The organism is Mesorhizobium sp. M0664 (assembly GCF_040320565.1).
Classification (GTDB): domain Bacteria; phylum Pseudomonadota; class Alphaproteobacteria; order Rhizobiales; family Rhizobiaceae; genus Mesorhizobium.
In genome coordinates this window covers 20,678-42,327 of sequence record NZ_JAMYPW010000039.1, presented here as the reverse complement: position 1 = coordinate 42,327, position 21,650 = coordinate 20,678, and the positions used below count along the sequence as shown (strand labels likewise).

The following is a 21,650-nucleotide window of genomic DNA, read 5'->3' as shown; positions in this document are numbered from 1 at the left end:
GTCGCTGTCTCCCCGGCTGGCAACGAAGCTCGGGTGCGTGTGACTGCGCCAGAGCCCTCGTGCGCAACCGCAAATCGCTTCCGGACGCCTGGGAAGCACAGATCATCGAAAGCGTCTTGCTGGATCCGCAGAGAGCGAAGGGAGCCTACACGGACGTCACAGAGGCGGATGGACGCCGGTCATTTCGAATTCTGCTGCCCGAATACTATACCGGCTCGTGTCTTTCCAGTCACGGCGAGCCTAAGGGCGAGATCGACGTGACAGGCCATGCCGACAGGATCGTGGCACTGGGGAAATCCATGCTGGACGCGTTGAAGCCCTTAGCTTGGGGCAACGATAGTTTTCGGATCAGCATTGGCGTGCACACGGGACCGGTGATCGCGGGCCTGATCGGCCGTTATCGGTTCGTCTACGACCTCTGGGGCGAGACCGTGAATATTGCAAGCCGGCTCGAGTCCCAGGGCGTGGCCGACCGCATGCAGATCTCGGAGGCAACCAAGCAGGCCCTGCGCACCTCCTGGGAGCTCGAACCGCGCTGTAATGTAGAACTGGCAGGTGTCGGCAGGATTGAAACCTATCTCGTTCAACACTGATCGGAACAATCTCTGGCTGCCCTTAGGCAATTTCGCGAAGCGATGCTCTGCTGCTGACGCGATGAATGCCACGGCTATCGTATCATGCTTGACCAAGCAGCGCCCGGCCTAAGTCCCGTAGGGGCATCGCTTCGACGCCATGCTGGAGTGGGAAGTGCTCCGAGCCCGGGAAGACCACGATGCGCCGCACCGGAGCAAGATCCTCGCAGGCCTGATGAAAACCCTTTTCCACCTTCGGCGCCAGGCTACGCTTCACTTCGATGGCCCAGAGGCGTTGGCCCGGCAACGTGAGCAGCAGGTCGATCTCCGCGCCCGCGGCTGTTCGGTAGAAATTGCTGAGCGTGCCGGCGGGGGCGGCGGCGGTGAGGGTTTCGATCACAAACCCTTCCCAAGAGGCGCCGGCCACTGGGTGCCCAAGCACGTCCTCGTGCGTGGCGAGACCAAGCAGCGCATGGGTGATGCCGCTGTCGCGGACATAGACGCGTGGGGATTTAACCAAGCGCTTGCCGACGTTGGCATGCCAGGGTTCCAGCCGGCGAACCAGCAGGAGATCGACGAGTAGGTCAAGATACGACGCGACTGTCTTGCCGTCGACGCCGAGCGCGCGGGCGAACTCGGCGGCGTTGAGCAGGCCAGCTTGGTGGTGCGCCAGCATGGTCCAGAAGCGGCGCAGCGTCTCGGCTGGGACGCGCGGACCGAGGAGAGGGATGTCGCGTTCCAAATAGGTGCGGATGAAATCCAGCCGCCACCGCAGGCTGGCGCGGTCACTGGCGGCCAGAAAGCTGTCGGGGAAGCCGCCGCGTACCCATAGCGGCCCAAGGTCGGCGGCGCCGACCTCGAGACCGTCGACGGGATGCATTTCGAGATAGGCAATGCGGCCTGCAAGGGTCTCGCCTGACTGCCTCAGGAGATCGATCGACGCCGAACCTAAGAGCAGGAAGCGGCCGGCTTTGCGACCGCTACGTCGACCGCGGTCGATCAGCCCGCGCAGGTTCTGGAACAGGTTCGGTAGCCGGTGGACCTCGTCGAGGATAACCAGCTTGTCCTGATGTTCGGCCAAATAAAGCTCCGGCTCGGCAAGCCGTGCGCGGTCGGCGTCCGACTCGAGGTCGAGGTAGATCGAAGGACGCCGTTCGGCTAGTTCCAGCGCTAGGGTTGTCTTGCCAACCTGACGCGGCCCGAGCAGCGCCACAGCGGGCATGCTGTCCAGCATCTCGGTGAGTTCAGTGCTGATGCGACGTTCAATCATTCTTGCAATTATGGAGTGTAGTTCCAGTTTTGCAAGGACAACCGGGCGGAGCCGGGCAAGACGCGCAGAGGCAAAGGGCATTAAAAGCGGCGACGCCTGAGTGAGATTGGCCCGGAACAGATTCCGCCGATGCTGACTCGGTTCGCCACAATAAACAGAACATTCGCCGACGCACGACGGACTCTGAAACCGGGTTGATTGTCCGACCATGACGGTCGGATACCTGTCAGGACGAATACCGATCCAGCAGGAACGCGACGAAGATGGGGAAGGTGAGGTTGGCGTTGTCGGAGCGCCAACGGGCTATAGGAGGCTCGAATTAGTGGGGCAATGTTGTCTGGCACTACTAAGATTTGGCGAGTGACAGCACGGGTCAGTCGCACGCATCATCGTCCAATGCCATGGTGAGGAGATGATGCGGTGACACCAAAGGGTACGCTCAGGTCCGGCCACCGGACAAACCCGAGCAACGTCAACAACGAGAATATCGTGCTGCCTCTGGCGGTAGGAGTCGGACGGGCGCACGCCCATCACGGGGAATTCCTCCAAGGCGTGTTTGAAGGGGAAAACGGAAGGCTTTGTCGCGGGCTCGTAACCCTGCCGCTCACGTCACAAGAGTCGCTAGCGACTTTCTGGCCGGATGAGCAAAATGGGATTCGACCGCGGCCTGCAAACCGGACCAAGGCGGCGCGCGCGGCAGCCCTCACGCTCGAGCATATCGGAATGGCTGAAGGAGGTGGAGAACTTACGATCGAAAGCCCTATCATGATAGGGCATGGCTATGGTTCCTCGACCGCAGACGTCATTGCGGCGATTCGTGCGGTGGCAGCTGCAGCGGGCCTCACGCTGCGCCAGTCAACGATTGCGCGACTGGCGGTGGCCGCGGAAGGCGCAAGCGACGCCATTGCCTACGGCGACCAACCTCTCCTCTTCGCCCACCGGGAAGGCCGTACGATCGAACACTTCGGTGGCGAGTTCCCGCCCCTTCTCCTGGTAGGTTTCAGGGACGGCAGTGCCCGGCCGATCGATACGCTGAGCATGCCACGGGCACGCTACAATGGTGAGGAAATCGGGCTGTTCCGTGTTCTGCGGGGACTGGCGAACCGCTCCATCCGGCAACAAGATCCCCGCCTGCTTGGACGTGTCGCAACCATCAGCGCCAGTATCAGTCAAAAGCACCTGCCGAAGGCATCCTTCAAGACCGTTTTGGATATAGCGCGGGCGCATGACGCGTGCGGTGTGCAGGTGGCCCACAGCGGAACATTGATCGGCATCCTTCTGGATGCGACTGCGCCCAGAGCGGCCATGCGCGCTGCTGAGCTCGCAAGGCAGGTGAGCGGCACAGGTCTCCAAGGCGTCCATACCTTTGCCCTTAATGCCGAAACGAGGCTGATCCAGTGACCGCGGCGCAAGACTATTTACGCGCCTACGAGACGCCGCGTTTTGCCCAACTCGCACCTAACCTCAACGCCGCCTGCTTTTCCCTCATGAAGCTGATCCCCGCCCGGTTCATGGTCGATCAGGCGGAAGCGTCAGGACGCCTCAAGCAGGAAGGTCACATCATCGAAACGACGTCGGGCACATTCGGCCTCGCCATCGCCATGCTGGCTGCGGCTCGTGGCTATGCGCTTACACTTGTCACGGCCTCCAGCCTCATCGACCTGAAACTCAGGCGGCGACTGGAACAACTTGGTGCCAAAGTCATGGCCATCGACGATCCTCAAGGAGACGGCAATCAGCGCGGTCGGCTCCAGTATCTTCAGCAGACCCTGCAAGATAGCCCGGGCACGTATTGGCCTCGGCAATACGACAGTCCGGAAAACCGCCTGGCCTACGCGCGCCTGGCCGACCTCGTTGTTCGATCATTCGGCCGTATCGATTGCCTCGTCGGCTGCGTGGGCACCGGGGGATCGCTTTGTGGGACCGGAGGCTTCCTTCGTGAGCTCTTTCCTGATCTCAGGATGATTGCAGTCGATACCCACAGAAGCATGCTCTTTGGCCAGCCTGTCGGACGTCGCATGTTGCGCGGGCTGGGCAACAGTGTTTTGCCGGAAAATGTTCGTCATGAGATGATCGACGATATTCATTGGGTGGGGGCATTGCCGGCCTACGCAATGGCGCATGGGCTGTTTCGCGATCACGGGCTCTTCATGGGGCCGACCAGCGGCGCCGCAGCCTTGGTCGGCGCCTGGTTCGCCAGGCAAAATCCGGAAGCCTCCACCGTCGTGATAATGCCAGATGAAGGGCATCGTCATTCCGATACAGTCTACAACCCCGACTGGCTCGCCGGTTTGAAGGATTGGCCAATCTCCATTCCTCTTGAACCAACTGTTCTCACGCAAATTCGTCCGGCCGAAGAGACGGCATGGACGAGATTCCCTTGGAACCGCAGAGCTTTAAACGCCGTCCTAGCGGGGCCGGGCGGCCTGTCCCCTACGCAGTGACAGCTCCGAACTCAGGCTAGGCGAAACCACCATCGGCCAGAGTCACACAGGGTGCATGACCCGGTGAAGAAAATCCCTAGTGCGTTCGTGTTTCGGATGTCGAAGCAACTCCTTGGCCGGGCCTTGCTCAACAATCCGGCCGCCGTCAAGAAAGAGGACGCTATCGGAAACCTCGCGGGCGAACTGAATTTCGTGCGTAACCACGAGCATGGTCATGCTCTCGTCTGCGAGTGCGCGCATGACCTGCAGGACCTCGCCGACCGTTTCCGGGTCAAGTGCGGAGGTGGGCTCGTCGAAAAGAATGGCCTGTGGGCGCATCGCCAGGGCGCGGGCGATGGCCACGCGCTGCTGTTGGCCGCCCGACAATGACGCGGGATAGGCATTCGTCTTATCGGCCAAGCCGACGCGATTGAGCAATGCCGTGGCCCGCTCCCGGACCTGGTTCCTATTTTCCTTCAGCACGTAGAGCGGCCCTTCCATGACATTTTCCAGGGCTGTGCGGTGCGGAAACAGGTTGAAACGTTGGAAAACCATGGAAACGCGGGTGCAGATGGCGTGAACCTGGGGCGAGGCGGCATCGACCACGGTGCCGTCGATGCTGATGCGACCGCGCTGATAGGTCTCAAGCCCGTTCACACATCGCAGAAGCGTCGATTTGCCGGAACCCGAGGGCCCAATCAGACATACGACCTGTCCTTTGGCGATCTCGGCGTTGATCCCCTTGAGGACTTCGTGGGAGCCGAAGGACTTGTGCACGTTTTCAAAGGTGATCATCCCGCCGCCCCAAGATAGCTTTCGATTCTACGCATAAACAGGTTCAGCGGAACCGTCAGGCACAGGTAAAGCAGTGCCACCAAGGTAAAAACTGTCATGTTGTCGAATGTGGACGACGCAAGCATCTTGCCCTGCATGGTCAACTCCTGAACTGAAATCACCGAGACAAGCGAGGAGTCCTTCAGCAGCATGACCATATTGTTGGCGTAAGGCGGCAGGATGATCTTGAATGCCTGCGGCAGCACGACGCGGCGCATCATCAACGGACGCTTCATGCCGATCGATTTTGCCGCTTCGACCTGACCCTTATCGACCGCCTCGATGCCAGCCCGGAAGGTTTCCCCGAGATAGCAGGAGTGAGCCAGCCCCAGCCCGATCGTGCCAGCCTGGAGCGCGGTCAGGTTGATGCCGATCTCGGGCGCGACAAAGTAGATATAAAAGAGAACCACCAACAATGGTATGCCGCGCACGAAGTCGACAAGGAGCCGCGTCGGCACGGCGAGACAGCGTATCCCCGATGTCCTGAACAGCGCCCAGACCAGGCCGAGCGCCGTCGCAAGACACAGCGCAAGAAGGGTTATCATGACGGTCAGCCAAACGCCGTTAAGAAGAAGCGGCAAATATTCCGTTGCATGCGCGATGAATTTGGTCATGGCCGGCTTCCTCTTGGCACGTACCCCGGCCGTCAAAGCCGGTCATTCCGATGCGATCCTTGGTCCTGCCAGCCGGCGCTTCTGTCGAGGTCAGTGCGGGTCGGCCTCAAAGGCCATATTTGGCAAATATTCGGCTTAATTCGCCGCTTTCCTTCAGCTTGGCGATGGAGGCGTTCACCTTTTCGAGAAGCAGTGGATTTTCCTTGGCAACCGCCAACGCGACCTCGCCTTTTTTCATCGGCTGATAGCCGTCGACGAGGCGAACACCCAGGCCGGGATTCTTTGAAAGCTGATATGCGACGATCGGGGCGTCACCGAAACCGGCCTTGATGCGGCCCAGAACCACATCGCGCATCATGTCAGCGATTGAGTCGTAGAGCTTGACTTGACCGAAGACGCCAAGCGCTTCCAGAGCATCAGCGTAGGTCGAGCCGATCTGCGCCCCGACGGTCGCACCTCTGAGTTCCTCGATCGTGTAGTTTTTGCTATCGCCGGCAGCAACAAACATCGCCTCGCCATAGGCGTAAACCGGCGTGCTGAAATCGATTACCTGCTTTCGTTTGTCCGTTATGAACATGCTGGCGGAAATCAGATTGATTTTGTCGGTCGTCAATGCCGGGATCAGGGCTGGAAAAGCGTTTATTTGAAAATCGGCGGTCGTGCCAAGGCTCGCGGCAATCGCACTTGCCAGATCGACCATCGCGCCTGTCGGCTTTTGGGTTGCGGTGTCGACAAACGTGAACGGCACTCCGGTTGGCGTGACGCCGACTCTGAGCGTTTCCTCAGCCATCGTCTGAGTTGCCATTGCGACACTGAGGGCTGCGAGCCAGCCGATGAGCGTTTTGCGAAGCATGAACATTCCCCTTACATCATGTTTGAATCGAGATTCCGCTCGCTAGCGAGTTGAATTTGCCTCTCCTGGATAGCTTTTAGGAAGTCGCAATACCGTCCAATGGTGGACGAGATCATCAATCGATCAGAAATCGCATCCGCTCATGATCGCCTCTATCTTCTCTTCAGGACATCTTGGTCGCGCGCCGTTCAAGTGAGGGCGTGAAATAGTCACGGCCCTCGGCAACGTATTCCCACGCTTCGGCAACTGACTGAAACGATGCTTGTGCTTTGTTCGGACCGGTCGAACGATCCAAATCCTTGAGGCCGCTCGCTGTCACGATGGCAACGACGCTGTCCGACCGCGCGATGGTGCCTTCTCGCCTCAAGGATTCGATAGCTGCAAATGGCGTCACCGAGGCAAGCTCGGCAAAAACACCCTCGGTGGCCGCAAGCTGCTGCTGCATCGCTATCAAGCCGATATTGCCGACCGGCATTGCCGTGCCGCCAGATTCACGCAGGGCGTTGAGCGCCTGAAACGTGCTTCGTGTGGTGCCGATCGAGATGGCAAGCGTGTCGAAGCTTGCGGGCACTTCGGCAACCAGATCTCCCTTGCCGGCAAGGGCTCTGGCCAAAGATCCATGCACTTCCGCCGCCACGAGTCTCGGCAACCGCTCGATCTTGCCTTGGCTGAGAAGATCCTTGAATCCGGCCCACAGCCCGGCAAGCGCGTCCCCGTAGCAAACAGGCAAGGCGCACCAGTCCGGCACTGCACCGTGCATTTGTTCGACGATTTCGTAAGCCAGGGTCTTGTAGCCCTCGATCCCGACAGGATGACTGCCCACCACGGGGCTGTGAAACGGTGATGTTGCAAACCATCCGAGACGCTCGGTACCAGCTTCAAGCAATGGCCAGCGATGGGACTTGTCGGCCAGGGATACGACGCTTGCGCCGTATTTGCGGATCTGCGCCAACATTGCGCCGGCGGTGCCTGAGAATGTGACAACGACGCATTTCAGGCCCGCCCGTGCAGCATAGGCGGCAAGTGAGGCTCCGGCGTTCCCCGACGAAGCAGTCGCCACCACGCGTGCGCCACTCAAACGTGCCATCGACACCGCCACGGTCGAGAAGCGGTCCTTGTGGGACCAGGTAGGGTTTGCACCCTCGTCCTTGATAAGCAGCTTGGGGACGCCGAGCTGCTTTCCCAGCTTCTCGGCGCTCAGCAACGGCGTCAGGCCCTCGCCCAAGGAGATTGCATCGCTGAGTCCACAAGGAAGCATGTCGGCATAGCGCCAGAGCGAGGGCAGGGCGGCACCCGCTGCGGAAGCGGCCGATGTAGCTCCGGACGGATCGTAGACGACCTTAAGATTGGCCGGTGCTTCGGCACAGCATTTCGGGCAGCCGCGCGAGTCGATTTTGGTATCGATCCGGAACAAGGCGCCGCATCGAATACAGGAAAACCCTGCCGCGCGGCTCATAACGGCACCCGCGTGATTGCATCGTGCGTCTGCGTCAGCCGCTCCACTCCGCGCTCGCGAACAACCACCATGTCCTCCACCTGGAGTCCCCAGCGGCCGATTTCGTAGTAGGGCGTCTCCACGCACAGCACCATTCCTTCTTCAAGGATGTCTGTACTGCGCGCCGAGAGCGTCGGCGCATCATAACCATCAAGACCGATGCCATGTCCGACGTGATCGCGCTCGTAGTGGGCAATTCCTTCGCGCCTCACCACATGCACGACCGTCTCGAAGAGCTCTGCTGCTGCCATGCCCGGCCGGATAACGTCGCAGGCATGCTGAACGCCGCGCAGCAGCGCTTGCTGAAGTCGATGCGCCTGCGGCGGCGGCTCGCCCAGCGTGGCGATGCGGGCAATGTCGGCGCGGTAGTGCCGAAACCGGCCACCGACGTCGAAGCGGATGATTTCTCCAGCGCGCAACCTGCGGTCAGACGGCTGGACGTTCATGAGCGCGCTGCGCTCGCCAAAGCCGATGCATCCCAGTACGGGCAGGGCGCCTTCCTCGACCGTCCTGACATGAAAAGCGCGCGCCAGATCTGCTTCGGTGGCGCCTTCCTGAGCAACGCCGAGTGCTGCTTGAATGGAGCGTTCGGCAATCTGGGCAACTTGGCCGAGCCGTTCGATTTCATCTGCCGTTTTTACGGCACGAACCTCGCGAAGCAATGCGGTGGCTGGTAGGAACGATGCATTGGGAAAATGGGCTCTAAGGGTTTCCTGGTATCCTGGTGCGAGCCCGGCCTCGTCTATGCCGATCCGCCCACGGCCGAGCTGAGCTTCTTCCAATGCGGCGACCAAAGCCGCGATGGCATCGCCATGCCTCGGCAGGTCTCGAAGCTGGAGGTGTCGTTCATTGGCGAGGTCCACAATGGTCGAGGAACCGACATTGGCGTAAAAGTCTCCATAGCGCCGAACCTTGCTTACCCACAGTTCCTGATCTGCTACGAGGTCGAGCGTGCTGGAGCTGGCGATGATTTCAGGCGTGCCCTTGTCAGGAGCCGGCCACACCACATAAGCCTGCGGGCCGCGACGGATCCATTGCGGCAGAGCCCAGAAGCCGCTCATGTAGGTCACGTTTTCCGGGGCAGTCGCTATAATTGCGTCAAGCCCGGCTGCCGTCATGCATTGTTTCAGGCGCGCTTCGTTAAGCAGCATGATGGGAATCCCGAGCCTGTTTTGCTTCCAGAAAGCCGAGGCCGGTGGAAATGCGCGCCGCAGCCGCCATTACTGCCTCCCCAATCTCAGCGATCTCCACATGCGGTCCCACTGACCGGGGGTAAGCCGCACTTATAGCCGCGATGATTGTGCCTGATGCATCGCGAAGCGGTGCGCCGACCGCAATCAGCCCGGTAAAGTTCTCGTCCAGGGATGTTGTGTAGCCAATGGGCTCGGACGCTCTGATTTGAGCAACGAGCTTGTGCGGATCGGTGACTGTGCGTACGGCAACCTGCTCCAGTGGACCTCGTCCAAGAATCCCAATGACCGCCTCGCCGCTCAGCTCCATCAGGAGCGCCTTGCCCAACGCGGTGGAATGCAAGGGGAAGGTCTCGCCAGGTGAAGAACGAATGACGACCGGACTCTTGCTTTGCACCGTCAGGAGATAAATTCCGCAGCTGCCCCGCCTGATACCGAGGAATGCGTTGAAGCACCCTTCGGCGGCCAGCGCCTGCAGTTCGATTTCAGCCAAACCAACCAGGCGATCTCTGCCCAGGACCTTCCGCGCCAGCGCCAGCACGGAGTGACCCAGCCGGTAGCGCCGCGAGTCTGGCGACTGCTCGACATAGCCCTGCTCTGCCAGGGTATTCAGAATTCGCTGCACGGCGGGAGCACTCTGCTCAAGCCGGCGGGCGAGTTCGCGCACCCCGACTGCTTCGTCCGCTTCCTTGAGGACATTGAGAACCGCAAGCCCACGTTCCAACGAAAGATTTCCTGTCACTGGCGTTCCTTATTTCGGAATGGCGTTCCTTAATATGATGAGAAAAGCAGCAATGGCCGCGCCTGTCAATGACGAATGTTCATTATAGTGTGTCGTCCTAAAGTGTGCCCAGCGACGACCATGCCGTCATGGACCTACGGTTGGTTGTCGGCCTCAACGTACAGAGGATTCGGCGCGCACAGGCCCTCTCTCAAGAGGAACTGTCGTTCCGTTCAGGATTCACGCGCGCCTATCTGAGTGGTCTCGAGGCCGGCCGTCGCAATCCCACACTCCTGTCGCTCGCAAAGCTTGCCACCGCATTGAGCGTCGACATCGAGGAGCTGACGAAACGGCCCGGCAAAAACGCCCGAGCCCCAGCTGGTGATTGTGCTGTGGCGCCGCGTGAGCGGCGCAAGGGAAAATCCTGATGCTCTCGGCGGCCTGCTGACCAGTGCATCACGGCGAGTTTCGACGGATGAGCTGCTCCACGTCAACTTGCAATGCCAACGCCAATACCTCCAGCGTGTCGACGGTCGGTGAGTTTTCCTCCCGCTCGAGCTTGCCGACATAGTTGCGGTCGAGGCCGGCAAGGTCCGCGAGCTGCTCCTGCGACAGGCCGGTGCCCTGGCGAAGCAACCTCAGATTGCGAGCAAAAACAGACCTCAGCCTCATGCGGCGAGGCAGTCAGAACGCGCCCTTTAGTGCCACCTACTATAGTAGTCAAAAGTCATGACGGACGTTGCGGTCGGACCTAAGTTATTTATTTTGTTTTCTTTGTCTCAGTACATTGAAGGGGCCTACAATGGCGGCGGTTCACGGGGGCGTCTTACAGGACCAGCTAATACAAATCTTTGAAGCAACCGCGCAGATTGACCGTGCAACCAGCGCCCCCGAGATCATTCGGCAACTGCGCAAGAGCATCGAATGTCACGGCTACGCAGCCTGTCTCGTCACCGAATTGCCACGCCAGGACACCGGATCACTGGATGGACACATCCTTGTCAACGGTTGGCCGCAGGAATGGTACGACCGCTATATGGCTGCCGGACACTATCGCCATGACCCTTGTGTTGCTGTGTGCCGTGGTGCGATCGGGCCCTTCCTCTGGCGGGACGTCCATCATGGCTTGACGGACCGAAATGCCAGGAGGGTGATGGATGAAGCGAAAGAGTTTGGGCTTTGCGACGGAATCTGTATCCCGATCCAGCCCGCGTTTGGCGATCCGGCCTGTGTAACGGTTGCCGGAAATGAAATTGATTTGGCGCCGACGGTGCGCTGCACCATTCATGCCCTTGCGCGCCATGCCTATTCGGCTGCCGAACGCCTCGTTGATAACTCGCGCAGGCGGCCGAGACAAAAGCTTTCCCAACGAGAGCGTGAAATCCTGCAGTGGGTCGCGGGAGGAAAGACCGCGTGGGAGGTTTCCCGAATACTTGGCATCTCGGAAAACACTGTGACGACCCACCTGCGCAACATCAAGCAGAAGCTCTGCACCGCCAACGTTGTGCACGCGATCGTCGAGGCTTTTCGCAGGCACGAAATCGAACTTTGATCCATCCCCAGATCTGGGTATTTCCCGGGCAAACGTCGCGTGGTCGGATGGGGTTCCATCTCGAGGAACCGCAATGATTCAGGTCCATGTCGTCGACGCGTCAAACAGCTTTGCCTATCGAGGGGATCTCGACAGCTACTTCCGCCTGCGGCATGAAATCTATGTCGATGAACGTGGATGGCAGGACCTGAGACGCCCCGACGGTCGCGAGATCGACGCGTTTGATACTCCAGAAGCGATTCATCTGCTCGGCATCCAGCCAGGAAGAGGCGTCGTTGCCGGATCCCGTTTCGTGCCGAGCCTTCGGCCCCATCTGATGAGCGAAACCTTTCCGCAACTCGCCGAGGGCGGCGTTCCGCGCCGACCCAATATCTTTGAATGGACAAGATTCTTCGTGGCGCGGGATCTTCGTGAGCCCGGCCGACCTTGCCAAGCAGCCGGCGTGATCTACTGCGGAATTTTGGAATTCTGTATCCAGCGACATATCAGCAATCTGACAATCGTGTGCGAGGAGTACTGGTTCGACCGCCTCGCATCGATTGGCTGGAATCCGAAGCAGCTTGGGCCTGCGCTCGCACATGGTGATATGACGATCATCGGTCTGATGGTTGATGTCAGCCCGTCAGCCTTGATCGCGACGCGACAATTCTACCGCATAACCGAGCCTGTGCTTTGGGCCGAAACGCCATTCAAGCGGCTGGCCTGACCGCGGGCCGTCCGCTTTTGGGCGTCACGCCTCGAACGAACATGCTGCCTGGCACTCGCAGAGGGCGGCGATGTACTATCGCGTGCAAATCGGCTGTCTGCCTCGCGCCATAACAGCCATTCAAAGGCGGAGGTGTCCAAGACGGGCGCGCGCTCAGGCGGGGCAAGCGGTACCAGCCTTGGCATCGAATCGAAGAAGAAGGTCTGGGAAAAGGACACACCGGATCTTGGAGAGTACGACTTCTCCTTCGATCCAATTTCTTTTTTTGGGCAGTTCACGCCTGGTTAAGGCGACGGACACAATTCTTGAGGGCCTGGCCAAATTTCCCGATGCGTCGCTGTTATCGTGCGGACTGGCTTGGGACCCATTGGCCGCATCCTCGCAGGCCTCCACGTGACCGCCAAGGGTCGCGGTGCGGCAGTGCTCGATCGCCATGATGGACAATACAGACATCAATGCAGGTGAAGCCAAGATCGGCGAGCTGAAGGGCAACATGGACGCGATCAACGCAGCCCGACGAAAGGGCGGCTGTGTTGCCGGCACTCTGTAAGCCGCTCCAACGTTAAAATTGTCGGCTTGCTTCCGGCCCTCGCGACTGCGGAGTGGTCGTTCCATCGATTGACTCGCGTAATGCACAGGCAGTTAATCTCCCCGCAAGGGCAAAAGAGGGGCTATGAAACTGGGAGAAAACGATGACTGTCCAAAAAGAAGACTATGAACCAACAGAGCCGACTTCGCCATAGCTGCCATGCATAGCCGAGCGACCCCTGAGGGCGATCGTGACGATTTGGTGGCGAGGAAAAAGTCCCTATGGGTAACAGATCGGCGATCTGCAAAATTGGCTGCAAACCCGTCAGAAAGCTCGCCAGAACCCAAGGCAAAAGCGCGCGGTAAGTGAATCGTGCCAGTCAATTTCTTACCGCCGAGTACTTCGTTCACATTGTTCGATTACATTATATTTATCTAATGTACTAACCAGCCAGTCGGGCATTCCCGAAGGCTCGCTGGTCAGGCTCAGCGGCCCCCTAACCCAAGCTGCTGGGCCGCCCGCTAAGGAAGTGCGTATATCGCTGATACGGTCGTCGGTGACCCCCCTCCGTACCGCGGCCGGGATCGCAACCTGGAAACAGCGTAGTTGAAGCCGATGTTCGGGACGATATTGAGGACGAGCTTCTGGCTGAGAGACCGTTTGGAAATTCTACTCTGACGGCCATCTGATGGGGTTTTCTGCGCTTCCGGTGCTCACGGACCCAAATGTCCGCTGCGTCCGGTTCTCGAAACCACCACCATATGACTCGCCGGAGCGAATTTCGAAACAGCCTCTGAGGAGTTTGCCGAGATCGATGCTGTCTTGGCACGCTCATCAAAGGTCCTCAGCGGCGCAGACGTGCCTGGTCGACGTGACCGGCCGGAGCCGCAAAACGGCCTGATCTACGATCTCGACTGGAATAAAGAAGAACGGCTGGCCGAATGGCAGGCCGTGATTGCCGGGGCGAGCGATCAGCCCATCGTTCTGCGCGGTGCAATCCTGCTTAAGGCCTGGTCCGACAACATCGAGGTGCTGCAGCATGCCGCATGGCTTGGGCCACTGCTGATTGCCGCGCTGCTGTGGCAGGAAGGTCTTGCCGCCAACCATCTCGCCTGCCGGCACCTCGGTGCCAAAACATTCCGCGCGAGAGTCGGCGAGCACACAATCGCAGTGACCGGTTGCTGGCCTCCCTCGATGCGATCCATGACGCCGCACTCGTGGGGCTGAAGGAGCACGACCGGCTGGTGATGGCGAAAAGCCAGATGGAGCGAAACTCCGCGACCGCCGCGCCAGCTCCAAACTGTCCGACGTGGTCGAACTCGTGCTGTCGCGGCCACTTGTCTCGGGAGGCATGATCCAGGAGCGGCTAAAGGTGACAAAAACAGGGGGCGCTCAATGTGGTCGGCGAGCTTGGGCAGCGCGAGATCATAGGGAGGGGGAAGGTTTCGGGCATGGGGCGTCGTGTGATGTAGCTGGCTGACACGACTATACGAACTTTACGGAATTACCGAACTTGACGAACTGCGCTCTGTAGGCATATTGGTGACAGCAACAGGTTGTCATCATGGCCGCTCCAAAACGCAACAATCATAGCGGGACCGCATCGCATACGGGAGTCGCCGCCCTGAGCTTCACCACGAAGCTGCCGGCACAGGCCGACTTCAAGAAGGTATTGCTCGAACGCTATCAGGAAGCGATCGCACGCAGCCGCAAGATCGGCCACCGCGTATCGTTCCGGGTAGAGGTCGATCCGGCCGCCGATGCGCAGACGATCACGCCGGTCGAAGAGCAACCGATCGCTTCGGATGTGTTTCCCGTCGAGGACACGGGCATGCCCGATGCCGAACTCGAGGCGGCTCTTGCCAGAGCGCGCGCGCGTGGCCATAAGCGTGTCGCCGAAATTGTCGCCGGCGAGGAGATGCTGAGCGCGGAAGCCTTTGCCAGACTGCTCGGCACGTCGCGCGTGACCGTCAACGCCAGGCGGCAGAGTGGGCAGGTGCTCGGCATCGATGGCGCCAAACGCGGTTTCCGCTTTCCTGTCTGGCAACTCGACAAGGACGGCCGTCCCTTCAAAGCATTGCCGGGGCTGCATGCCATGTTGGGCAACAGTGCCTGGGCCGTCTATCGATTTCTGGTGTCGCGCCATGGCGCCCTCGATGGCCGGACCGGCCTTCGAGCCCTTCAACAAGGCGATGACGCCTCGGTTTTGGCCGCGGCGGAAGGCATGGCCAGGGGCGATTTCGACTGAATGCCCGGCGTTCCACCTCCACCCGATTTTGGGCGTGCAAAGCTCGAAATCGAGACCATACCGCGCGGTCGGACGTTCGGTCGGATCTACTGGAGCACCTATCCTGATCCATTGTGGTACGGGAAGTCGCCGAGCCGGTTCAGCGATCCCTCGACGCCGTCTTGACGCCAACCGGTTTGGCGTTCTGTACCTCGGTGACTCCCTGAAGGTGTGCTTCCTCGAGACCGTGCTCCGCGACCGCCGCGAAGCAATCCTTGACGATCTTCCAATAGAGGAGGTGGAGCTGACCCGACGGCGCTATGCGCAGATCGCGACCACGACAGACCTACGCCTGGTCGATCTCAGAGGCGACAATGCCGCTCGGATGGGTGTGCCGACCGATGTCGTTCGCGCACAGCGCCAGAACCTGGCACGCCGGTGGTCACTGGCGTTCACGAGCAGCCATCTCAGCCCGACGGGATCATTTATCCCTCGCGCCTCAATGAGGCGACCAATCTTGCCATTTACGATCGCGCGGTACCGAAGCTTCAGGCGAAGCGTGTTATGGCCCTTCTCGGCGCGCGAGGGCTGGCTCAGGTCCTGGAGGATTTCAGGGTTGGGTTGGTGTGAAGATGCAGCTCGTATCCGTATCGCTTGGCGAAGATGGCTGTAGCGCCAGAAGCGTCCACTAAGCCGGAGCAACGGAACGACCGGCCGGGAGCCGTCGGTCTGCTTCGGATCAGCGGCTGGCCAAAGCCGACGTAGCTTGTCGGAAGCTCCCGAGCAAATGCCGGCTTCCTGATTTCCACGCCCGGAAGCGAACCGTCACACAAATCCGCATCTCTGGCATCACCTTGCAGACGGCCGGTTCGCCATTTCGACGGCATAGGGTGCATGGAGCACCCGACGCCCCACCCCTACCTCTGAAAATGCCCCAACCCGTTCTCATTGAGATAGTCCACCGTCATCACCCGCGCGCGAATGCCGCCGGGGGAACCAACGAACTTCACCGATGACAGCGAGCCGGTCGGCGCGTTTTCTCCGCGGGGCGTGAGGGCGTAGGTGTCGCCGTCCCAGTGCTCGAGCGTGAACTGCATGGGCTTGGGGCCGAGTTCGAGCATCAGCTTGTCGCCATCGGCCCGCACGGTGGCGGTGTCGAAATAGTTGCTCGTATATTGGCCCTCGTAGAAGGATGGACTGCGCGCCTTGGCGGGGTTCGTCGGCCTGTCCTTGCCGGCGAGGTCGCCCACCGGCTTGTAGTAGCCCAGGAACCGCGGCTTGATGTAGGGATACCAGTCGCGGGTGACCTGGCCATATTGCACGATGTCCATGAAGCTGGCGGCGACCGCCTCGGCGGCGCCGACGGGGGAGCCGTTGGTGAGCACGACGATGCCGACATCGGCCGAGGGCAAGATCTGGAAGGTGGTGCCGGCGCCGAGCAGGAAGGCGCCGGAATGGCCCATGGTGGTGCGCCCATTGGCGTTCACCCCCACATTGAAGCCATAGCCATAGGAGCTGGCCCGCGTATCGGGCGTCTCGCCGCGGTAGGTCACGCTCTGCGGTGTGATGGCGGGCTGCAGGATCTTGGGGTCGATCATGGGCTGGCCGCTATAGGTGCCGTCGCCAAGCAGCAGGATCATCCACTTGGCAAGATCCTGGGCGCTGGAGGAGACGCCGCCCGCCGGCGCCTGCTGGTCGGGGTCGCGATCATAGAGCGGCTCGAACACATTCTCCGCCACGCGCGCATGCAGCAGGGCGCGGTTCTTGCCGGCGGCAATGAAGTCCTCGTGCCGATAGCTGCTCGAGCGCATGCCGAGCGGATCGAACAACAGGCTCTTGGCCAGCGGCTCCCAAGGCTGTTTCTCGGCGTGGGCCACTGCCTCGGCGCCGATCGTCGTGCCGAAATTGGCGTAGTGATAGGAGATGCGGAAGGGATCGAGCGGCACCATCCACAGGCTCCCGACGATCTGCTTGCGCTGGAAGCCGAGATCCTCGAGTTCGTCGCCCGCCGCCATCGGCAGCCCCGAGCGATGAGCGAAGAAATCGCCGATGGTGGCGTTGCCCGAGACATAGTCGAGATTGAGGCGAAAGCCGTCCCAGACCTTGCCGACCGGGGTATCCCAGTCGAAGCTGTGGTCCTCCGTCATGGCGATCGCGGCCACCGTGGCCGAGATCGACTTCGACACCGAGGCGACCTGGAAAATGGTGGTGCTGCTGACCTTAGAAGTGTCGTCCCGGTTGTCGCGAAGGCCATACCCCTCGTCAAAGATCATTTTGCCGCCATGCACCACCGCCACGGCGAAGCCGGGAACGTCGGATGCTTCCTTGACTTTCTTGACGATGTCCGGCAGCGCGGCCAGCGCCTTCTCGACACCGCCGGGATACAGCTGCATAGCATCCTGCGGCGGCGATGGCCCAAGCTCCGGCACGTAGGACTGCGCGGCTGCCATGGCGGGCAGCATGGCTACGAGGGAAAATACCAGGAGAGCAGCGACCTTCTTCATTGCATGTCCTCAAACTTGCACCGGCAGATGATCGGACCATACGCGGCAAGATGAAAGATGGTTGCGGTATTTTCCAATGATATGTTTATCCTCCGTGCTGGGCGGCTTCAGGGCGACATGCGAAAGCACCTGTGGGATCACTGTCAGGGTCGATGGAATATATCCTCATTACCCTGTTATGGACCGGCCCCACCAGGAACTCTTTGGATATGTGGCCGTTTCCTCGACATACGGAAAAGCCTATCGGAGGTTCACATGTTTATACGAATAGTAAGCGCGTCGGCGCTCGTCCTTGCTTTCGCGTCGCCAGGCTTTGCCGACTGCGGCCAAGAGTTGAAAGTGCTTGAGCCGAACGTCATCACCGCCGAAACGGGCGCGAGCCCAAATAAATCAGGCATCCCGGCGACGAAGCACCAAGAGGAGGTCATGGCCGGCAAGCAGCAGGGGGGTAATCCTGAAATCACCGGATCAACGGCGGGAAATGTGAAGCCAACCACACCTCATCAGGAGCAAGTGACTGGCAACCGTAGCGCCCAGAATGCCGAACATCCTAGCCAGCTAATGGCGGAAGCTCACAAGATGTCCCAAGCTGGCGACGAGCAAGGCTGCATGAAAAAATTGGCAGAACTCAAGGACGCCCTTGGCGTCAAGTGAACGCCAGATTGCCGGATGTTTCGAAGGCAGACTCCGCCAGGATCGCTAGCTTGAAAGCCTGATGGAGTCGACACCGCGGAGCAAGCGCCATCGGCCACCCTTCGATTTGAAACTGCTCGCATTTCTACGGCGGCAGCTGCCGTCTTCTAGTCGCTGCATCGACCAGTTCGCGAGCGCGATTTAGACGATTTTGCGAGTATCAACTTCGCGACGCCTTTCGCCAAAAGACGCCGCGCGGTGACCGCCTCGTGAAAGGCAAGGTCAGGTCGGCATAATGGACTTCCACGGTTCCGGCCCGAACGGGCACGGCTGGGCGAGACATTTGAGTTTCGGGTGCACGGACGGGTGTTCGAGGTGCGGGTGGATGGCGAAACCTGCGCAACAAGCGAGGCCAGCGCCAACGCCCCGGCTGCGGTGTTCACGATGACTGCGGAAGGCGTTGTGTTGGGCCAGCGCTACCTGACGGCCTCGCAATCCCTCGACCAGATCGACCTGCGGAGGCAGGCTTTTTGCCGGATCTTTGAACCATTTCTGAAGCCGCGCGAGTGCTTGTGCGAGGGTGCCGTGAATAAGGGGCCGACGCTCGGTGTCGTAGCTGTCAGGCAGGGCAGAGCCCGCTTCTCGACGCATGACCATGGCAAGCTTCCACGCGAGATTTGAGCATCATGAATGCATGAATTGCCGCCGAACGCCCCGTCGGAGGCATCAGATACGCCGCGTCGCGCCATGTAAGTTCCCTCGTTGGGCTGGGCTGACTGGAACGCTGACAGAAACCTCTCCCCGTCGCTGGTGCGCCCTGCCGCTGTCGGGACGAACTTTCTTCCATCCGGCTTGGCGCTGCCGGTGCCTGCGCACGCACTGCTCAGTGATCAGGGAGGAGTGTTCTCGGGCATTCCACTATCGCGACCTCGTTTCGAACGTTTTAACACGCCCCCTCAAGCTTGATCTCGCCGAGCGCTGCACTAGCCCTTCCGATCTTGGCTATTGCCAATGCGTATTCGACCAGGCTTGCGCAGACGAACGCTTCAACTCAAAAGTCACGACGCCGCAATGTTAGCATCACTCGTCGTAGCAATTTCTGGAAATGCGCAACTCGACAACCGCCTGCCAGCCAGGCGTGTTCGTCGTCCAGCCTTCACGAAGGGGACGCGCTGGCGGACGAATCCCCCATCACCCAGTTCACGATGACTGCGTCCCACCCGCTCACCGCTTGGCGCTGTCACTGTCGGCTTCGGCCCGCACAAGGAACTGCTCGGTCGTGGAGGGAAGACGGGATTTCAGCCAATCCGCCATCGCGACTTCCTCTTGCAGGTTCTCTTCGCAAGCCCGAAGAACCTCGGTTTCGCCGAGCGATCGAGCGGCGGCAATCAGGATCGTGTAGGAGGCGATTTCCATGTGCTCGAACGTGTAGCTCGCGAGCGATCCTTTCATCACCTCGTCTCCAGCGAAGACGCCGCTCAGCGATTGCGCCATCGCCGTCAGCTTACCGCCAGCATCCTTCATCATGGATGAACCCTCGTCCATCTGATCTAGACAAGTCTTCAGCCGGGCAGCCTGCTGCTTGGTCTCGTCGAGGTGCTGTCGGATCCGGTCGCTCAGTTCGGGATAATTCTCGATACGGCTCAACTGCCCGTTCAACATCGTTTCTGCCTGCTCTTCCATGGCATGAGCGTCTCTAAGCCATTGGACAAACCATTCCCGGCTTTCTGACATTTCGAATCTCCTTTGCTATTTAAGGAAAAACTTTCAGAAGAAGACATTGTTCCGGAGCAAAGCCGCGGAACAGGCTTGATCCTTCCAGAGGATCGGCGCCGTCGGCGGATCTCAATTCACCTCACGAAATCCCCAGCAATGCGGGTGAGGGCCAAGATCGCGGAAGATCGGCGCCAGGAAAACGGGCCATGGACGCGAGACGCGCCGATCAACCACACGTGCTCGCTGCTGCGCGTTCCATTACAAAGTCCAACTGGCACTGGGAGGGCGAAGGATCTAGCCTGTCAGTTTAGTGAAGTCGTGGCGCCGCGCGCGAACATGTGCCAGCAAATTCGTTTCGTTTACGACCCCTGATTGAAAGAGATTCAGCGTGGTCGAGGCCAGAATCTGACCGTCCATCGGGGTGCTGTACCATTTGGCATCGGCGGTTACCTGGTCGACCACCCGCTGGCAGATCGCCCGATCTTTTGGTCTAAGGAACTGACTTTTCGGTGCTCGTATCATCTCGAAGCCTTGAAACGGGGAGTCACCTGTCTCCCGCGCGATAGCCATGCGTGGTCTCCGAGCATGGACCCTAAACGCATTCAGACAGAAAATTGCCATTCGTTTGAGTGGTACCGATGTCGCGTGGATAAGCGGCGGTCCGCGAGCTAATCCACCATGTCGCGCAGCGGCTTCTTGCGCTTTGGCGTCCTGTACTTCTCGACCAGCCTGACCTTGTCGATGTCGATCGTCACCAGCGGTCCCAGATCGATAGTCACCCTGCCGCCTTCCTCGTCTACGCGCGTGATCTCTCCGGTAAGCTCGATCTGCTGCCCCTTCTTCACCTTGGTATGATCGATGATCGAATGCGGAAAGCTATAGCTCGGAATCGAGACGTTTACGCAGTGCTGGGTGACCCGTTTGCGAACGCGGCCGGGATCGCCACCTCGTCACGAATGGAAATTCCGCGCGCCGTCCATGAGTCTGGTGCGCTCGGCGCCTTACTCAAGATATTGCTAATTATGGATGAGCCCGCTTCCTCCAATCGATGGATGAAGCCGATCGTGGGCCGGTGCTACTTTGATGCATCGCGCGCCTTACCCGACAAGAGCTGGCTCCAGGGGCAAAATATGAGCAAGACGACTCTCATTGCTATCGCAATCCTCTCGATCAGTGTCGGCTGTGCCGAAGCCAAGGACCGTAAGGTCGAAACGGCGACCCACCGTAAGGTCGAAACCGCGACCCTCGGCACGTATGCCAATTCGAAGAACTTGCCGGTTTGTACAGCGGCAAGCTCACTCTTCGAAGTCCTCGGTGATAAATGTTTTCTCGTCACAGGTTCGATGATCTATGGCGACATCGCCGAACTCTCCCAGACAATCACTTTGAGTTGGTAGCCGAAGCAACAACCTCCCAGCGCGGCCTCCATTCTCCGGTATGAAGCTGCGTCGCAGGGGCTGCCTTCGCCCAGATATCGACCCAGTCTTCGCGCGTCGTCAATACCGGCGCAATCCCCAGTCACCACGGGCCTCTCCAAAATTCTTATGCCGTCCGCACCTGCGGTCGAGCGTGTCGCGCCAACACAGCAGCGCCTCTGCATCGTTTGGGCAACCCAACGCATAGCTTCCGGTCCGGAAACTCGCTTATGCGTCTCATCCTCCATTCGGCAGTGGAACCGATTTGGCAGTGCTCAGAATCGCGGAGCTGTCCTGCGATCCGCTTGGAGAGGATGGCAAGTGGTTGCGGCAACTGCGCCTCAAACTGGCTGGCAACCGCCGTCTGCAGCCCGCTGCTGCGGAGCAGCGTTGACG

Annotated in this window: 25 protein-coding genes and 2 pseudogenes; 14 read left to right on the top strand and 13 right to left on the bottom strand. The window is 59.9% G+C overall.

Going from position 1 to position 21,650, the window contains the following annotated elements; genetic code table 11:
* Positions 1–15: 15 nt before the first annotated feature.
* Both NKI39_RS25960 and NKI39_RS25955 read left to right on the top strand, forming a co-directional pair.
* Positions 16–269: pseudogene (locus tag NKI39_RS25960) on the top strand (c-type heme family protein); the annotation flags it as partial.
* Positions 267–593, top strand: a pseudogene (locus NKI39_RS25955) (adenylate/guanylate cyclase domain-containing protein); the annotation flags it as partial. The pseudogenes NKI39_RS25960 and NKI39_RS25955, both read left to right, overlap by 3 nt.
* 82 nt (positions 594–675) lie before the next feature.
* Here the strand turns inward: NKI39_RS25955 and NKI39_RS25950 are convergent.
* Complete coding sequence (locus NKI39_RS25950) at positions 676–1,842, bottom strand: ATP-binding protein (RefSeq protein WP_352835376.1); 1,167 nt, start codon at positions 1,840–1,842, stop codon at positions 676–678.
* A 420-nt stretch (positions 1,843–2,262) separates the two neighbouring features.
* Here NKI39_RS25950 and NKI39_RS25945 point away from each other — a divergent pair, with 420 nt between their 5' ends.
* Together NKI39_RS25945 and NKI39_RS25940 are read left to right on the top strand one after the other, a co-directional pair.
* A complete protein-coding gene (locus tag NKI39_RS25945) occupies positions 2,263–3,243 on the top strand; it encodes a GHMP family kinase ATP-binding protein (RefSeq protein ID WP_352835374.1) in 981 nt (326 codons plus the stop codon).
* Entirely contained in the window at positions 3,240–4,286 is a 1,047-nt protein-coding gene (locus NKI39_RS25940; protein ID WP_352835371.1) for a cysteine synthase family protein, read from the top strand. Before NKI39_RS25945 ends, NKI39_RS25940 begins: the two co-directional genes overlap by 4 nt.
* Before the next feature lie 42 nt (positions 4,287–4,328).
* Here NKI39_RS25940 and NKI39_RS25935 read toward each other — a convergent pair whose 3' ends face one another.
* The 6 genes from NKI39_RS25935 to NKI39_RS25910 all read right to left on the bottom strand — a co-directional run bounded on the left by NKI39_RS25935 (position 4,329) and on the right by NKI39_RS25910 (position 9,993).
* Positions 4,329–5,060, bottom strand: a complete 732-nt coding sequence (locus NKI39_RS25935) for an amino acid ABC transporter ATP-binding protein (RefSeq protein ID WP_352835369.1) — start codon at positions 5,058–5,060, stop codon at positions 4,329–4,331.
* A complete protein-coding gene (locus NKI39_RS25930) occupies positions 5,057–5,713 on the bottom strand; it encodes an amino acid ABC transporter permease (protein WP_352542328.1) in 657 nt (218 codons plus the stop codon). Before NKI39_RS25930 ends, NKI39_RS25935 begins: the two co-directional genes overlap by 4 nt.
* A 106-nt stretch (positions 5,714–5,819) precedes the next feature.
* The gene (locus NKI39_RS25925) at positions 5,820–6,566 is read right to left on the bottom strand and encodes a substrate-binding periplasmic protein (protein ID WP_352472981.1); all 747 of its coding nucleotides are present in this window, start codon (positions 6,564–6,566) and stop codon (positions 5,820–5,822) included.
* 163 nt (positions 6,567–6,729) lie between these two features.
* Positions 6,730–8,022, bottom strand: coding sequence for a threonine synthase (locus tag NKI39_RS25920; RefSeq protein ID WP_352835367.1), 1,293 nt, complete (start codon positions 8,020–8,022; stop codon positions 6,730–6,732).
* Positions 8,019–9,212 (bottom strand): M24 family metallopeptidase, encoded by a 1,194-nt coding sequence (locus NKI39_RS25915; protein WP_352835365.1) that lies wholly within the window; start codon positions 9,210–9,212, stop codon positions 8,019–8,021. Before NKI39_RS25915 ends, NKI39_RS25920 begins: the two co-directional genes overlap by 4 nt.
* Positions 9,202–9,993 (bottom strand): IclR family transcriptional regulator, encoded by a 792-nt coding sequence (locus tag NKI39_RS25910; protein WP_352772145.1) that lies wholly within the window; start codon positions 9,991–9,993, stop codon positions 9,202–9,204. Before NKI39_RS25910 ends, NKI39_RS25915 begins: the two co-directional genes overlap by 11 nt.
* Positions 9,994–10,133: 140 nt before the next feature.
* On the opposite strand from NKI39_RS25910, the gene NKI39_RS25905 reads away from it, so the two are divergent.
* The gene (locus NKI39_RS25905; RefSeq protein WP_352472977.1) at positions 10,134–10,400 is read left to right on the top strand and encodes a helix-turn-helix domain-containing protein; all 267 of its coding nucleotides are present in this window, start codon (positions 10,134–10,136) and stop codon (positions 10,398–10,400) included.
* Between the two features lie 28 nt (positions 10,401–10,428).
* Here the strand turns inward: NKI39_RS25905 and NKI39_RS25900 are convergent, their stop codons facing one another.
* Complete coding sequence (locus NKI39_RS25900) at positions 10,429–10,644, bottom strand: helix-turn-helix domain-containing protein (protein WP_023679380.1); 216 nt, start codon at positions 10,642–10,644, stop codon at positions 10,429–10,431.
* Positions 10,645–10,774: 130 nt separating this feature from the next.
* Between NKI39_RS25900 and NKI39_RS25895 the strand changes: the two genes are divergently transcribed.
* The 7 genes from NKI39_RS25895 (at position 10,775) to NKI39_RS25865 (ending at position 15,659) form a co-directional block, all read left to right on the top strand.
* The gene (locus NKI39_RS25895) at positions 10,775–11,524 is read left to right on the top strand and encodes an autoinducer binding domain-containing protein (protein ID WP_352835362.1); all 750 of its coding nucleotides are present in this window, start codon (positions 10,775–10,777) and stop codon (positions 11,522–11,524) included.
* Between the two features lie 73 nt (positions 11,525–11,597).
* Positions 11,598–12,230 carry an acyl-homoserine-lactone synthase gene (locus NKI39_RS25890; RefSeq protein ID WP_352503485.1) on the top strand — a complete coding sequence of 211 codons (633 nt, stop codon included), beginning with the start codon at positions 11,598–11,600 and terminating at the stop codon, positions 12,228–12,230.
* A gap of 1,387 nt (positions 12,231–13,617) precedes the next feature.
* Positions 13,618–13,986 carry a DUF1612 domain-containing protein gene (locus NKI39_RS25885; RefSeq protein ID WP_352835359.1) on the top strand — a complete coding sequence of 123 codons (369 nt, stop codon included), beginning with the start codon at positions 13,618–13,620 and terminating at the stop codon, positions 13,984–13,986.
* Entirely contained in the window at positions 13,938–14,114 is a 177-nt protein-coding gene (locus NKI39_RS25880; protein WP_352835357.1) for a hypothetical protein, read from the top strand. Before NKI39_RS25885 ends, NKI39_RS25880 begins: the two co-directional genes overlap by 49 nt.
* Positions 14,069–14,239: a helix-turn-helix domain-containing protein gene (locus NKI39_RS25875; protein WP_352772134.1), complete on the top strand. Its 171-nt coding sequence runs from the start codon at positions 14,069–14,071 to the stop codon at positions 14,237–14,239. Before NKI39_RS25880 ends, NKI39_RS25875 begins: the two co-directional genes overlap by 46 nt.
* A gap of 84 nt (positions 14,240–14,323) precedes the next feature.
* Positions 14,324–15,007 carry an XRE family transcriptional regulator gene (locus NKI39_RS25870; RefSeq protein ID WP_352612659.1) on the top strand — a complete coding sequence of 228 codons (684 nt, stop codon included), beginning with the start codon at positions 14,324–14,326 and terminating at the stop codon, positions 15,005–15,007.
* Entirely contained in the window at positions 14,904–15,659 is a 756-nt protein-coding gene (locus NKI39_RS25865) for an RES domain-containing protein (protein ID WP_352835355.1), read from the top strand. The genes NKI39_RS25870 and NKI39_RS25865 overlap by 104 nt, the downstream gene beginning before the upstream one ends.
* Before the next feature lie 244 nt (positions 15,660–15,903).
* Here NKI39_RS25865 and NKI39_RS25860 read toward each other — a convergent pair whose 3' ends face one another.
* Positions 15,904–17,490: a serine hydrolase gene (locus NKI39_RS25860; protein ID WP_352835352.1), complete on the bottom strand. Its 1,587-nt coding sequence runs from the start codon at positions 17,488–17,490 to the stop codon at positions 15,904–15,906.
* A gap of 255 nt (positions 17,491–17,745) precedes the next feature.
* Between NKI39_RS25860 and NKI39_RS25855 the strand changes: the two genes are divergently transcribed.
* Positions 17,746–18,144: a hypothetical protein gene (locus tag NKI39_RS25855; protein WP_352612663.1), complete on the top strand. Its 399-nt coding sequence runs from the start codon at positions 17,746–17,748 to the stop codon at positions 18,142–18,144.
* 261 nt (positions 18,145–18,405) lie between these two features.
* Here NKI39_RS25855 and NKI39_RS25850 read toward each other — a convergent pair whose 3' ends face one another.
* The 4 genes from NKI39_RS25850 to NKI39_RS25835 form a co-directional block, all read right to left on the bottom strand.
* The gene (locus NKI39_RS25850; protein WP_352835415.1) at positions 18,406–18,774 is read right to left on the bottom strand and encodes a hypothetical protein; all 369 of its coding nucleotides are present in this window, start codon (positions 18,772–18,774) and stop codon (positions 18,406–18,408) included.
* Between the two features lie 573 nt (positions 18,775–19,347).
* Positions 19,348–19,857: a ferritin-like domain-containing protein gene (locus tag NKI39_RS25845; protein ID WP_352612666.1), complete on the bottom strand. Its 510-nt coding sequence runs from the start codon at positions 19,855–19,857 to the stop codon at positions 19,348–19,350.
* A gap of 276 nt (positions 19,858–20,133) precedes the next feature.
* The gene (locus tag NKI39_RS25840; protein WP_352835350.1) at positions 20,134–20,409 is read right to left on the bottom strand and encodes a hypothetical protein; all 276 of its coding nucleotides are present in this window, start codon (positions 20,407–20,409) and stop codon (positions 20,134–20,136) included.
* A 98-nt stretch (positions 20,410–20,507) separates the two neighbouring features.
* Positions 20,508–20,684 (bottom strand): hypothetical protein, encoded by a 177-nt coding sequence (locus NKI39_RS25835; RefSeq protein WP_352835348.1) that lies wholly within the window; start codon positions 20,682–20,684, stop codon positions 20,508–20,510.
* A gap of 60 nt (positions 20,685–20,744) precedes the next feature.
* On the opposite strand from NKI39_RS25835, the gene NKI39_RS25830 reads away from it, so the two are divergent.
* Positions 20,745–21,236, top strand: coding sequence for a hypothetical protein (locus tag NKI39_RS25830; RefSeq protein WP_352835345.1), 492 nt, complete (start codon positions 20,745–20,747; stop codon positions 21,234–21,236).
* Positions 21,237–21,650 lie beyond the last annotated feature (414 nt).